General features: G+C 65.6%; 13 protein-coding genes and 1 pseudogene. 1 reads left to right on the forward strand and 13 read right to left on the reverse strand.

Annotated features, from left to right (window positions below; genetic code table 11):
* Nucleotides 1-85: 85 nt before the first annotated feature.
* From K410_RS0131960 to K410_RS0131970, 3 genes are read right to left on the reverse strand one after another with little or no spacing between them, the layout of a single operon-like run.
* Complete coding sequence (locus K410_RS0131960; RefSeq protein ID WP_028138648.1) at nt 86-499, reverse strand: Rieske (2Fe-2S) protein; 414 nt, start codon at nt 497-499, stop codon at nt 86-88.
* Nucleotides 499-1,608, reverse strand: a complete 1,110-nt coding sequence (locus tag K410_RS0131965; RefSeq protein ID WP_028138649.1) for an amidohydrolase family protein — start codon at nt 1,606-1,608, stop codon at nt 499-501. Before K410_RS0131965 ends, K410_RS0131960 begins: the two co-directional genes overlap by 1 nt.
* A gap of 25 nt (nt 1,609-1,633) precedes the next feature.
* A complete protein-coding gene (locus tag K410_RS0131970; protein WP_028138650.1) occupies nt 1,634-2,692 on the reverse strand; it encodes an amidohydrolase family protein in 1,059 nt (352 codons plus the stop codon).
* Nucleotides 2,693-2,836: 144 nt separating this feature from the next.
* Between K410_RS0131970 and K410_RS0131975 the strand changes: the two genes are divergently transcribed.
* Entirely contained in the window at nt 2,837-3,319 is a 483-nt protein-coding gene (locus tag K410_RS0131975; RefSeq protein ID WP_028138651.1) for a CinA family protein, read from the forward strand.
* 166 nt (nt 3,320-3,485) lie between these two features.
* On the opposite strand, the gene K410_RS0131980 is transcribed toward K410_RS0131975, so the two are convergent.
* The 10 genes and pseudogenes from K410_RS0131980 to K410_RS0132025 form a co-directional block, all read right to left on the reverse strand.
* On the reverse strand, nt 3,486-3,761 hold the full coding sequence (locus tag K410_RS0131980) for a DUF1488 family protein (RefSeq protein WP_028138652.1): 276 nt from the start codon (nt 3,759-3,761) through the stop codon (nt 3,486-3,488).
* A gap of 81 nt (nt 3,762-3,842) precedes the next feature.
* Nucleotides 3,843-5,311, reverse strand: a pseudogene (locus K410_RS0131985) (AMP nucleosidase).
* Nucleotides 5,312-5,429: 118 nt separating this feature from the next.
* Nucleotides 5,430-6,764 (reverse strand): HlyD family type I secretion periplasmic adaptor subunit, encoded by a 1,335-nt coding sequence (locus K410_RS0131990; protein WP_028138653.1) that lies wholly within the window; start codon nt 6,762-6,764, stop codon nt 5,430-5,432.
* Nucleotides 6,765-6,774: 10 nt separating this feature from the next.
* Nucleotides 6,775-8,523 carry a type I secretion system permease/ATPase gene (locus tag K410_RS0131995; protein WP_028138654.1) on the reverse strand — a complete coding sequence of 583 codons (1,749 nt, stop codon included), beginning with the start codon at nt 8,521-8,523 and terminating at the stop codon, nt 6,775-6,777.
* 257 nt (nt 8,524-8,780) lie between these two features.
* Nucleotides 8,781-9,050 (reverse strand): GlsB/YeaQ/YmgE family stress response membrane protein, encoded by a 270-nt coding sequence (locus K410_RS0132000; protein WP_028138655.1) that lies wholly within the window; start codon nt 9,048-9,050, stop codon nt 8,781-8,783.
* Between the two features lie 110 nt (nt 9,051-9,160).
* Entirely contained in the window at nt 9,161-10,138 is a 978-nt protein-coding gene (locus tag K410_RS0132005; RefSeq protein WP_028138656.1) for an ABC transporter ATP-binding protein, read from the reverse strand.
* Nucleotides 10,135-11,550, reverse strand: a complete 1,416-nt coding sequence (locus K410_RS0132010) for an Asp-tRNA(Asn)/Glu-tRNA(Gln) amidotransferase GatCAB subunit A (RefSeq protein WP_028138657.1) — start codon at nt 11,548-11,550, stop codon at nt 10,135-10,137. The genes K410_RS0132005 and K410_RS0132010 overlap by 4 nt, the downstream gene beginning before the upstream one ends.
* Nucleotides 11,547-11,744: a hypothetical protein gene (locus K410_RS0132015; protein ID WP_028138658.1), complete on the reverse strand. Its 198-nt coding sequence runs from the start codon at nt 11,742-11,744 to the stop codon at nt 11,547-11,549. The genes K410_RS0132010 and K410_RS0132015 overlap by 4 nt, the downstream gene beginning before the upstream one ends.
* Nucleotides 11,741-12,796, reverse strand: a complete 1,056-nt coding sequence (locus K410_RS0132020) for an ABC transporter ATP-binding protein (protein WP_028138659.1) — start codon at nt 12,794-12,796, stop codon at nt 11,741-11,743. Before K410_RS0132020 ends, K410_RS0132015 begins: the two co-directional genes overlap by 4 nt.
* Nucleotides 12,797-12,798: 2 nt before the next feature.
* Nucleotides 12,799-13,701: an ABC transporter permease gene (locus K410_RS0132025; protein WP_028138660.1), complete on the reverse strand. Its 903-nt coding sequence runs from the start codon at nt 13,699-13,701 to the stop codon at nt 12,799-12,801.
* Between the last annotated feature and the right edge of the window lie 2 nt (nt 13,702-13,703).

Genomic DNA, 13,703 nt, shown 5'->3' on the forward strand with positions numbered 1-13,703 from the left:
CATCAGAGAATCCATTTCTCCGAGCATTGCTGCCGCACGATGGATTCGGGCTCGCGCTATGCGCGCCCGGGAATGACGGCGAGAGTTACAGCTCCACCACCACGTAATCGCTCTCGACGCTCACCGGGATCGTCTCGGCGACATACGGCCCCTTCACCACGTTCGCACCCGGCTCGACATGGGCCGGATAGGCCTTCACGCGAAAGCGGCGGGGGTCACAATAGGACTGGCCGGTGCGGATGTCGAACTCCCAGCCGTGCCAGGGGCAGCGGATGATCTCCCCAAGCTTGGTGTATTCGATCTCACCGGGATTGCTGGACTGCGCAAGGCCGATCAGCGGACCCTCGCACAGCGCCGCGCCCTGATGCGGGCAGCGGTTCATCAGGCCGAAATATTCGCCCTTGATGTTGAAGACGGCGATCGGCCGCCCGTCGATCTCGAGGAATTTTCGCGTGCCCGGCGGAAGCTCGTCGACCGCAGCAATCACATGACGCGCCATCAAGCTATTCCGTACAGCTTCTTGGCATTGCCGAGATAGAACGCCTCGCGATTAGCCTCGCTGACGCCGGCCGGCAGGACGCGCGAGGGCTCATCATAGTCCCAATGCGGATAGTCGGTCGCGAACAGGAGCCGGTCCCAGCCGATCCAGTCGATGACGTCGAACAGATCCTCGCGCCTTTCAGGGTCTTCCATCGGCTGCGTCGTCCACCACACCTGCTCGCGGATATATTCCGAGGGCGGCCGCTTCACATGCGGCACCTCGCTGCGCAGGCGTTGCCAGGCCTTGTCGAGCCGCCAGGCCAGCGACGGCGCCCAGCCGAAGCCGGCCTCGATCATCACCATCTTCAGCTTCGGGAAGCGCTCGAACACCCCTTCCAGCACGAGGCTCGCCAGCGCCGATTGCTGGCACTGCGAATGCCCGACCATCTCCTCGATGTAGTAGCTCGGCCAGCCCGACGGCGTGATCGGGTTGCCGCCGAAGCCGAAGGCGTGAACGCCGACGGGAAGGCCGGCCTCCTCCGCAGCCTGATAGATCGGCCAATAGCGGCGCTGGCCGAGCGGCTCGACATTGCGGCTGAGCAGCAGCACCTGCACGAAGTTCTTGTCGCCGGCGCGCTCGCGGATCTCGGCGGCGGCCGACAGCCCATCCTCATTGCCGACGACGATCGAGGCCTTCAGCCGCTTGTCCTTGCTGGTCCATTTGTCGATCTGCCAGTCGTTGATCGCCGAGCACAAAGCGGCCGACAGCTCGTGATTGCGAATGCCCTGCCCGGTGTTGAGCGGATTGAGCACGCCCAGCTGGACGTTGTTGGGATCGAGCAGCTGCTTCTGCATGAAGGACAGCGAGGATCCCTGCGGCCCGCCCTCGGGCGGATAGGCGTCGCGGCGCGAGGCGTTGGGCTGCGCCTTTGGGTAAGGCGGGCCTTCCATCATGCCCTGATAGGCATGGACGCCGTAGACTTCGAGATGATGCTGCCAGCGTTTGGCGAGATAGGGATAGAGCTCGGTGCGGGTGGCGCGGGCCGGATGGATGTCGCAGTCCGCGATCGCGGTTTTGGCGGTCAGGGGGGACGCGGCTTCTTGGTTCTCGCGAAACTGGATATTCATCGCCTTGCCTCCTTTGGCAGCGGGCTCATTTCAGGCGGGGATAGGTCGCATGCGGATTGTCGATCATGATCTTGCGCACGAGATCGGGGGACAGACCTTCGGGCAGCGCGTCCTGGCCGTCGAATTGCCAGTGCGGATAGTCCGTGGAGAATAGGACCAATTCGTCGGACTGCATATGCTCAAACAGGCGATTTAATGTCGCCTCATCCGGCGGGGCATCAAATGGCTGTAACGAGAAGCGGATGTTGCTGCGCACAATGTCCAGCGGCGCGCGATCGACCCACGGCGTCTCCATCCGCACCCCGCGCCAGAACTTGTGCAGCCGCCAGAGATAGGGCGAGATCCAGGAGACGCCCGACTCCAGCATTACCATTTTCAGGCGCGGATATTTGGCGAAGACCCCCTCGACGATCAGGCTGGTGAGCTGGGTCTGGAACGCCTGGGCCTGACCGACATAATCCTCGATGTGGTAGGACCCCCATCCCACCGCGGTCGGCGGATTGTGATAGGCGGAACCGGCGTGGATGCCGACCGGCAGTTCCAGCCGTTCCGCGGCCTCGTAGATCGGCCACAGCGCGCGCTTGCCGAGCGGCACATCGCCCATGACCAGCATCAGCACCTGCACGAAACGCTGGTCCCGGGCACAGCGCTCGATCTCGGCCACGGCCTTCTCGACGCTTTGCGTGGGGATCACGATCGAGCCGCGCAGCCGCGGATCGCGGTCGAGCCACTCCGTCACGAGCCAGTCGTTCAGCGCACGGCAGAAGGCCGCCTGCATGTCCTCCGAGAACACCATCTGCACGCCGTAGAGCGGATTGCAGATGGCATGCTTGAGCTGGAAGGGATCGAGCACGTGACGCTGCATGTCCTTAAGGCTCTCGCCGGGCTTGCCTGTCTCGGGACGCCAGTCGGGTCGCGCCGTGATCGGCGACCTCTCGGGATAGGATTGCGAGATGAGGTCGACCATGCCGCGCGTCGTCACCTGATCGCGCCAGTAATCGTTCAGGTAGGGCAGTAGGCTGGTCAGATGCGGCACGGCCGGATGCACATCGCAATCCACCCCGCCGGCGATCAGGGACGCCATGACGTCTCCCTTCTCACGTTTCCTCGCTTGTCTTTTCTGTCCTCGCCATTCAATCAGGCCTGCCGGTCGCCCGCAACTCGGCCAAGGCTTCTGGCATATGCTAGGAAGGCGCAGCTCGGTTGCGGGAAACGAGAGGTTCAGGGAATGAAAGAACTCGTCGGCATTGCGGAACAGATCGCCGCCAAACTGATCGCCCGTAAACAGACCATTGCCGTCGCCGAATCCTCCACCGGCGGCCTGATCGCCGCGAGCCTGCTCGCGGTACCCGGCGCGTCCGCCTATTTCCTCGGCGGCGCAGTGGTCTACACCCGAGACGCCAGGCGCGTGCTGATGGATATTTCGGACGAAGGAATGAGAGGCTTCCGCTCCTCGTCTGAACCCTACGCACAGCTGCTGGCCGGACAGATGCGAACGCGCTTCAACAGCGACTGGGGCCTGTCCGAGACCGGCGCAGCCGGCCCCACCGGCAACCGCTATGGTGACGCCGCCGGCCATAGCTGCATGGCGGTGGCCGGACCTGCGATGGAGGTGATGACGCTGGAGACCGGCAGCAGCGAGCGGTTTGCGAACATGCAGGTATTTGCAGCAACGGCACTGAAGTTGCTATTGAGGAAGCTGGAGGGGTGACGGCATCGATGCGGTGAGCCGGGACAGTCTCGCCGCCAATACTGCTGTCATCGCCCGGCTTGACCGGGCGATCCAGTACTCCGAGGCCGTTGTGGTTGAATCGATAGGCCGCGGCGTAGTGGATGCCCCGCCTTCGCGGGGCATGACAGCAGAGAGTGGGACGATGTCACCGTCCCAAATGCCGCATGAAGATCCGCACCACATATCCCTGCACCCGCGGGGCTTCGTCATAGACATCCGACGCGATCCGCTCGATGGTCTCGCGCAGCGACAGGAATTGCGCCTGACGCGCGCTGCTTTCGGTGCCTTGCATGCCCGCGAGCTCGTCCATCGCGGCGTCGCTGATCTGGCAATGCACGACCTCGCCGTCGTTCAGCATGGTGAAGCGAAAGGCCAGCCGTTCATGGTCGTGGCCGATGATCCTGTCGCGCGTCAGTGGCATCAAGTCGTCCCGGTCGAGCCCCCCCGCGACGGACAATGCTGAAAATCGCTCCGGTTGTCAGCAGCAAAGAGCACCTTCGCCCTACTGGAATGCCACTTCGGCAAAGCTGCGGAGCTTGCGCGAATGCAGCCGCTCCGATTCCTGCTGCTTGAGCCGCTCCAGCGCCTTCAGGCCGATCTCGAGATGTTGGCCGACACGGCGGCGGTAGAATTCGCTGGCCATGCCGGCGAGCTTGATCTCGCCGTGCAGCGGCTTGTCGGAGACGCACAGCAACGTGCCGTAGGGCACGCGGAGCGGTAGCCGTTGGCGGCGATCGCGGCCGATTCCATGTCGAGCGCAACGGCGCGCGATTGCGACAGGCGGCGGATCACCTCGGGCCCGGAGATCTCCCAATTGCGGTTGTCGACGCTCGCCACCGTCCCCGTGCGCATCAGACGCTTGAGCTCGAAACCTTCGAGGCCGGTGACGTCCTCGACCGCCTCTTCGAGCGCGACCTGCATCTCGGCCAGCGCGGGAATCGGCACCCACGGCGGCAGCTCGCGGTCGAGGACGTGATCCTCGCGCACATAGCCATGCGCGAGCACGTAGTCGCCGAGCCGCTGCGTGTTGCGCAGGCCCGCGCAATGACCGAGCATCAGCCAGGCGTGCGGGCGCAGCACGGCGACGTGGTCGGTGACGTTGCGCGCGTTCGACGGACCGGTGCCGATATTGATCAGAGTGATGCCGCGATAGCCCGATACGACCAGATGGAAGGCCGGCATCTGCGGCATGCGCGCGGGCGCGATGCCGCTGACCGCGCCGCCGCTCTGCGTGATGACGTTGCCCGGCGCGACAAAGGCATCGAGGCCGGCCTCGCCCGACTGAAGCCGCTGCTGACAGAGCTGCGCGAAAGCGTCGACGTAGAACTGGTAATTAGTGAAGATCACGAAGTTCTGGAAATATTCGGGATCGGTGCCGGTGTAGTGATAGAGCCGACGCAGCGAATAGTCGACGCGGGCGGCGCGGAACAGCGACAGCGGCTCGGCCGCACCGGGCCGGAGCTCGAAGGTGCCGTCGGCGATGGAATCGTCGATGGCGGCGAGATCCGGCACGTCGAACGCATCGCGCAGCGATCGCGTCGCGGTCGAATTCTCGCTGGTGGTGATGGCGGCCTCGATATTGATGTCGCGGCGATAAGCGAAATGGATCGGGATCGGCTCGGCCGATTCGCCGATCTCGACGGGCACGCCGTGATTCTGGATCAGCAATCCGATCTGCTCGGTGAGATAGCTGCGGAACAGATCCGGCCGCGTCACGCTGGTTTCATGCACGCCGGGCCCGGCGACGAAGCCGTAGGCGAGACGCGAATCCAGCCTGGCATGCGTTGCGGTGGTGATGCGCACGAAGGGATAGTAGGCCCGCACCCGCGTCGCGATCGCCTCGCCGCCGACATAGGCCTCGAACCGGTCGCGCAGGAATTTTGTGTTGCGCTCGTAGATCTCTTCGAGACGGGCGACCGCAAGGCCGGCGTCGGAGAAGGATTCAGTGGCGATGGAGGGAGGAGATTGCATGGTTCGGCCGCCGGATGATTCTTGACCTGAGTCGAACTATAGCAAAGAAGGCAGTGCTGTAGGGTGGGTTACGGCTCTGCCTAACCCACCCTACGAAATCATGACGCGCTTTCGCGCGTCATCTCTCCCTGAACGCGCGCATCAGCTGGTCGTGCAGCGGCTTCATCAGGTAGGACAGCATGGTGCGGTCGCCGGTCTGGACGAAGGCTTCCACGGGCATGCCGGGAATCATCTTGACGTCCCCGAGGCGGGCGATCTCTTCCGCCGGCATCGAGACGCGGATGGTGTAGTAGCTCTGGCCGGTGCGCTGGTCGGTGGTGACGTCGGGCGAGACGCGGCTGACGAGGCCGTTGAGCTCTGGCGTGGTGCGCTGGTTGAACGCGGAGAGGCGCAGCAGCGTCTTCTGGCCGATCTGGAGCTTGTCGATGTCGACCGGATTGACCTTGGCCTCGACCTGGAGGTCGTCGGTCTGCGGCACGATCAGCATGAGAGCATCGCCGGCGGTGACGACGCCGCCGACCGTGTGCACGTTGGATTGCAGCACCATGCCGTCCTGCGGCGCGCGGATGTCGATGCGGCGAAGCTGGTCTTCGGCGGCAACCTTGCGCTCGATCAACTCGCCGATCTTGTCGTTGGTCTCGCGTAGATCCTTGGAGACTTCGCTCACCACGTCCTTGTCGACCTGGATGATCTGCAGCTCGGTCTCGGTGATCTTGCCCTTGGCCTGCGCGCGGGCAGCGATGTACTGCGCGCGCTCGCCGTTGAGACGCGCCGAGTCGCGTTCGAGCTGGGTCAGGCGCGAAAGCTGCACCAGACGCTTGTCGTAGAGATCACGCACGCCGGTGAGCTCGTTCTGCACCAGCGCGATCTCCTGATCCTTGGCCTTCTCCTGGGCGCTGAGACCGGCGATCTCCTCGTTGAGCTGGGTGATGCGCTCGCGCAGCTGCGCCTTCTGTCCGGCGCGACCGTTGACCCGGACGTCGAACAGCTTGGTTTCGGCGGAGAGCAGCAGCTTGACGTCGGGATCGTTGGCACGTTCGAGCAGGGTTTGCGGAAATTCGATCCTGTCGACACCGCGCTGCTCGGCCTGCAATCGCGCCGCGCGCGCCTGCGCGGCGTCGAGATTCTTGGTGACGATGGCAAGGTTCGCCCTGGTGACGGTGTCATCGAGACGCACCACGATGTCGCCGGCCTTGACCAGGTCGCCGTCGCGGGCGCGCACCTCACCGACCACGCCGCCGGTCGGATGCTGCACCTTCTTGACGTTGGATTCGACCACGATCTGGCCCGGCGCGATCAGCGCGCCCGAGATCAGCACGGTCGACGCCCAGCCGCCGAGACCGATGACCAGCACCAGCACCATGCCAAGTCCGAGCAGCAGATGAAACCTGATCGAGTCCCGGACGGTGTTCTTCGCGGCAGGCTTCGGGCCGCCGATGGCCATCGTGCTCATGGCTTTGTGCTCATGGTTTGGCCACTCCGCCTTCGCTGACGATCTTGATCGGCGCCGGCGGCGTCGCCCGCGGCTGCAGCACCTGGGCGAGCACCTGTTCCTTCGGGCCGAACGCCTGCATGCGGCCGTCGCGCAGCACCAGGATCTGGTCGACCGCCTCGACGCCGATCGGGCGGTGCGCCACCACGACGACGATGGCGCCGCGCTCGCGGGCGGCGCGGACCGCGCGGGTCAGCGCCTCATCGCCTTCGGTGTCGAGATTGGAGTTGGGCTCGTCCAGCACGATCAGGAACGGATTGCCGTAGAGTGCGCGCGCCAATGCCACGCGCTGCGCCTGGCCTGCCGAGAGCGCGGTGCCCTGCTCGCCGACTTGCGTGTTGTAGCCCTCGCGCATCTTGATGATCATCTCGTGCACGCCGGCTTCTTTTGCCGCCGCGATGATGGCGTCGGACGTCGCCTCGGGGTCGAACCGGCTGATGTTCTGGGCGATGGTGCCGCCGAACAATTCGACGTCCTGCGGCAGATAGCCGATGTGCCGGCCGAGCATGTCGCTCGACCATTGATCGAGCGCGGCGCCGTCGAGCCGCACCTTGCCGCGCGCCGGTTGCCAGACCCCGACCAGGGCGCGGATCAGCGACGACTTGCCGGAGCCGCTCGGGCCAATCACGCCGAGGCCGTTGCCCGCAGTGAGCGCAAAGGTGATGTCCTGCACGATGAGGCGCTGGTCGCCGGGCGGCACCATGGCGACGCCCTCGACCGAAAGCCGGCTGGTGGGCGCCTGCAACTGGGTCGGCATCGCCTGCGCCGGCATCTGCTCCAGCAGGCGGGTAAGGCGATGCCAGCTCTGGCGCGCGGCGACAAAGGATTTCCAGTGCGCAATGGCGAGGTCGACGGGTGCCAGCGCGCGGGCGGAGAGGATCGAACCTGCGATGATGATGCCGGCGGTCGCCTCCTGGTGGATGACGAGATAGGCACCGACCGCGAGCACGGCCGATTGCAGCATCATGCGCAGCACCTTGGCGACCGCGCCGAGCCCGCCGGCGACGTCGCTGGCGCGCTGATTGCCGGCGAGATATTTTTCGTTGGCCTCGCTCCAGCGCTGGTTCATCCGGCCGGCCATGCCCATCGACACCATGACTTCGGCGTTGCGGCGGCTGGCCTGGGCGAGATCGTTGCGCTGGGCGGCAAGGCCCATCGCCTCCTTCGCCGGTTGGCGGGACATGAATTCGGTGACCAGCGTCAGGCCGACCAGGATAATGGCGCCGATCAACGCGGTGACGCCGATCATGACGTGGAAGGCGAAGCAGATGGCGAGGTAGAGCGGCAGCCAGGGCAGATCGAAGAATGCGCTCGGGCCCATGCCGCCGAGGAAGGAGCGGACATTGTCGAGATCACGCAGCGGCTGCAGACCTTCGTTGCGGCTGCCGACCAGCAGCGGCAGGCGCACGATGGTGTCGAACACGCGCTTGTTGAGCGCCTCGTCCAGCGCGGTGCCGATCCGCCCAAGGATCCGGTTACGGATCATGTCGAGCACGCCCTGCGCCATATAGAGGAAGCCGGCGAGGATGATCAGGCCGACCAGGGTCGGAATGCTGCGGCTCGGCAGCACCCGGTCGTAGACCTCCAGCATGAAGATCGACCCGGTCAGATAGAGCAGGTTGATCATGCAGCTCATCAGGCCGACGCCGACGAACGCCGTGCGACAGGCGCGCAAGGCGTCACCGAGCTCTGAACGGCGGACGCCGGAGGCTGCCATCAGTCTGGTCTCTTTCTGGTGGGGCCAAAGCCCCTGATTTCACGGGCAATTCAGGCTACGCGTCCCGAATTAACATCATGTTGGCGCTGCGTCCAACGCGGGCCGGTTCATTCAGAACCCCGATAGGCCACATCTACTCCCGACGGCCGGGCACGCAAGCCCGGTATTTCACAGTCTTTGCGGCTTTTTGGTGCAGACGTGGCCGCCCTTCCCCAAGTCTGGAAGAGGCGGCAGTTCCGATCGATCGACCCGGGCGCCTACTAGAGCCGGCCGCCGCCCCGCACCAGCCGCACCACCAGCAGCAGGATGACCGCACCGATGGCGGAATAGACGATCTCGGAGACCAGGCCCGTGCCGAGGCGGATGCCGAGCCTGGGAAACAGAAGGCTCGCCACCAGCGCACCGCAGATGCCGATCACGATGTCGCCGATCAGGCCGAAGCCGGCGCCCCGCACGATCTTGCCGGCCAGCCAGCCGGCAACCAGGCCGACGAACAGGATGACGAGCAGGCCTTCGTTGGAAATGTGCATCGGTGCGGTCCCTCTCCATCAACGCCCGGCATGGAACGGGAACCGGGATGAATGGAGTCTGAATGGCATGAAGCTCGCGTTGCCACGAGCCTGGTTGATCTCGTCCAAGACTATGACACCGCGGTGAAGGGCTCCGCCAGCACACACCTCGCCGCCCGGCCGGGCCCGACCTCCACATTCGCTGGCAGCTGCTCCAGGCAACGCGGCTCGGCGAGCTTGCAGCGGGGGGCGAAGGAGCAATTATGGGGCATTTCGGCCAGCGAGGGCGGCGTGCCGGGGATGGTCTCCAACCGCTGGCCGCGCCTGGCGCCGTGGATGGTGGAGGCAAGCAGGCCCTTGGCGTAGGGATGCATGGGCGTGCGGACGATGTCGCGCAAGCTGCCCTGCTCGACGATCTGGCCGGCATACATCACCGCGACACGGTCGCAGATCTCGATGGCGACGCCGATGTCGTGGGTGACGAAGATCACGGACATGCCGAACTCGCGCTGCAGCTCGCGCAGCAAGAGCAGGATCTGGATCTGCACGGTGGCATCGAGCGCCGTGGTCGGCTCGTCCGCCAGCAGGATTTTTGGCCGACAGGCCAGCGCCAGCGCGATCATCGCGCGCTGGCGCATGCCGCCCGACATCTCGTGTGGATAGGCATCCAGCCTTCGCTTCGCCGAAGGGATACGCACGACCTCGAGCATCTCGAGTGCACGAGCCCTGCCCTCCGCATAGGTCTTGCCCTCGTGGCGCACGACGCTCTCGGCGATCTGCGCGCCGATGGTGTAGACCGGATCGAGCGCGAGCGCAGGCTCCTGGAAGATCATCGAGACGGTCTGGCCGCGGAACGACGACAATTGCTCGTCGTTCATGGCGAGCACGTCTTGCCCCATGACGTTGACCTTGCCGGAAATCTGCGTGCGCTTCTTCGGCAACAGCCGCATCAGCGCGCGCAGCGTCACGCTCTTGCCCGAGCCGGACTCGCCGAGCAGGCCGAGCACCTCGCCATCACCCAGCGACAGGCTGAGGTCGTTCACGGCATAGACCGTGCGCTCACCGGTGAAGCGGATGTTGAGGCCGGAGATCTCGACGAGCTTGGTCATGACGGCAGTTTCGGCAATCGATCGTGATAATCGGTGACGCGCTGGAAGGCGGCGCCAATGGTGAGCAGGGTCGCCTCGTCGAAGGAGCGGCCGATCAGCTGCATGCCCACAGGCAGGCCGCTTCTGGTGAAGCCGGATGGAATGGTGAGCGACGGCAGGCCGAGGAAATTCACCGGGCGGGTGAACAGCGTCAGCCGTTGCAGCAGCGCCGGCGCGTTCGGGCCGCCGCCGACATCGCTCTCCTCGATCGTCGGCGCCGGCACCGGCGAAGCCGGCGCGATCACCGCGTCGACCCCGGCGGTCGCCGCGTTATGCGCAGCCAGTGCCGGCCCACGCCAGCGCATCGCCTCCAGGTAGGTGATGGCGGGAACGGCGAGGCCGTTCTGAAGCCGCATCAGCACCTGCGGGCCATAATCCTGCGGGCGCTCGATCATCCAGCGCTTGTGGAAGGCGGCAGCTTCCGCGGCGAGCACGAGCTGGCTCGCCGAGGACAATTGCCGCTGATCCGGCAGCTCGACCTTGACGATCTCGGCCCCCTCGCGCTTGAGCACCGCGATGGTCTCGTCCAGCACGCGCGCGACCTCGGCGTCGAGATCGTCGACGTAGAACGAGGCGGGCAGGCCGATCTTGAGGCCTTTTAGCGAGCCCTTGGTGGCGGCGACGTAGTCCGACAACGGCTCTTGGCTGCATGTCGAGTCGGCGGGATCGGGGCCGGCCATCAGTGCCAGCAACAGCGCACAATCTTCGGCGGTGCGGGCCAGCGGACCGACCGTGTCGAGCGATTGCGACAGCGGCATCGCGCCGGCGCGGCTGACCCGGCCGACCGTGGTCTTCAGCCCCGTCACGCCGCAGAAATGCGCGGGCATCCGAATCGAGCCGCCGGTGTCGGAACCGAGCGCGGCATAGGTCAGACGCGCCGCGACCGCCGAGCCGGAGCCGGACGACGAGCCGCCGGTGATGTGGGCAACGTTCCAGGGATTGCGCACCGGGCCGTAATGGGCGTTGTGGCCGGTCGGGCCATAGGCGAATTCGGCCAGGTGCAGCGTGCCGAGGCGGACCTGGCCGGCGTCCTTGAGCCGCTGCAAGGCGGTGGAGGTCACTGATGGCACGAAGTCTCGGCGGATCAGCGAGCCGCAGGTCGCGACATGGCCGGCGTCATAGTACATGTCCTTGTGCGCAAGCGGCACGCCGTGCAGCGGACCGCGGACCTTGCCCGCAGCGAGCTCGGCATCGGCGGCATCGGCCGCCTTCAGCGCGGATTCTGCCTCAATCGACATGAAGGCGTTGAGATGCGGCTGCCATTGCGCGATGCGGTTGAGCAGCGCGCGCGTCACCTCATGCGAGGACAGCTGCTTCATCGCGATCGCACGCGCGACCGCGGTGAGCGTCATCAGTGCGGGCTCGGTGCTCATTTCTGCACCTTCTGCGTCTGCACGATCGGGTAGAGCGCGGGCTCGAGATCGAACGGCAGCGTACCGGCGATGGTCGCAAAGCCTTCGAAGGCAGGTCCGATGGAGTTGGAGATGCGGGTCGCGATCTCGTCATCCACGGGCACGCCGGCAATTTGCGCGATGGGCCTGATCTCTTTCGGTGTCGGTCTCGTCATGCGGTCTTCTCCCTGGGCGCGCGGCTATGGCCAGAACCCGGAATTGCCATGTAACACGCGGCCTCGTGGCCCATCTTATCCAGCGCTGTCAGCTTTGGTGTCGCATTTGCGCAGAGCGGCTCCGCAAACGGACAACGGGTGTGGAAGCGGCAGCCCGGGGGCGGGTCGATCGGGTTCGGCGGATCGCCCGTGATCGGCGGCGTCTCGGTGCGCCTGTCGGGGTCTGAGGACGGCATCGCGGCCAGCAATGCGCGGGTGTAGGGATGTGCGGGACGATCCCAGACCTGGTCGACCGGGCCGAGCTCGACGACCTCGCCGAGATACATCACCAGGACCCGGTCCGAGATGTAACGGACGACGTTGAGGTCGTGGCTGATGAAGAGATAGGTCAGGCCGAATTCGCGCTTGAGGTCGACAAGCAGATTGAGCACCTGCGCCTCGACGGATTTGTCGAGCGCGGAGACGGCTTCATCCAGGATCACCAGCCGCGGCGACAGCGCCAGGGCACGTGCGATGTTGACTCGCTGGCGTTGGCCGCCGGAGATCTCGTGCGGGTAGCGATTGGCGAAGTTCTCGGGGCGCAGTCCGACCTTGCCGAGCAGCTCGCGCGCGAGGGTGCGCGCCGCGCCATCGGCCATGCCGTGCACCTTGGGGCCAAAGGCGATCGACTCCTCGATCGTGAGTCGCGGGTTGAGCGAGGCGTAGGAATCCTGGAACACCATCTGCATGCCGCGGCGCAGCTCGCGCAGGCTCAGCGATTGTCCCACGGTCATGCCGTCATAGACGATGTCGCCGGTATCGCGCGGCATCAGATGCATCAAGAGGCGCGCGGTGGTGGACTTGCCGCAGCCGGATTCGCCGACAATGCCGACGGTCTCGCCCTTGGCGACGGCAAAGGAGACGTTGTCGACGGCACGCACGGTGCGCTTGGCAGCGAACAGCCCGCCCCGCACCGGGAAGTGCTTGGTCAGGCCGTTGACCTGCAGCAGCGGCTGCGCGACGCCCCCGACGTCCTCGACCGGCTCCAGCATGGCAATGTTGGTCTCGCTCATGGCTAGTTCCTGATGTCCATGGCGCTGCGCAGGCCGTCCGAGAGCAGATTGAAGCAGATCGAGACCGCGAAGATCATCGCGCCGGGCAGGGCTGCGACCCAGGGATTGACGTAGATCGCGGTGCGCAGGGTATTGAGCATCAGGCCCCATTCCGGCTCCGGCGGCTTGGTGCCGAGGCCGAGAAAGGAGAGCCCGGCGGCCAGGATCATCGAGACCGAGATGAGACTGGTGGCATAGACGAAGATCGCGCCCAGGACGTTGCCGAGGATGTGCACGCGCATGATGGTGAAGGGCCCCGCGCCGGAGGCGCGCGCCGCCTCGACGAAATCCATGTTGCGCACGCCCGTGGTGACGCTCTCGGCGACGCGGGTGATCTGCGGCACGAACACGACGGTGAGCGATACGATGGAATTGAGGATGCCGGCGCCCAGTGCGCCGGAGATCGCGATCGCCAGCAGCACGGAGGGGAATGCATAGAATACGTCGACCGTGCGCATGATCGCGGTGTTGAGCTTGCCGCCGACATAACCGGCAATGAGGCCGAGCGAGGTGCCAATGCCGAAGGCGAGGATCACCGGCAGGATGCCGATCACCAGCGACAGTCGGCCGCCATAGACCAGCCGCGCCAGCATGTCGCGGCCGAGCTCGTCGGTGCCGAGCGGATAACCAGGCGTGCCGATGTGACGGAGGCGGCGGATCATCGAGCCCTTGTAGGGATCTTCGAGGCCAAGCCAGGGCGCGAGGATCGCGGACAGGAAGATCAGCAGCAGCACCAGCGCGCAGGCCATGCTGACCTTGTCGCGCCGGATGCGGCGGCCGACGGTCGCCCAGTAACCCCGCGCCTTGGTCGCCGGCGCGGCCTGCAACGCGGCGTCGGCGGTGGCGTGAAGCGGGAGCTCGCTCATCG

This window comes from Bradyrhizobium sp. 22 (assembly GCF_000482425.1).
Lineage (GTDB): Bacteria > Pseudomonadota > Alphaproteobacteria > Rhizobiales > Xanthobacteraceae > Bradyrhizobium > Bradyrhizobium japonicum_B.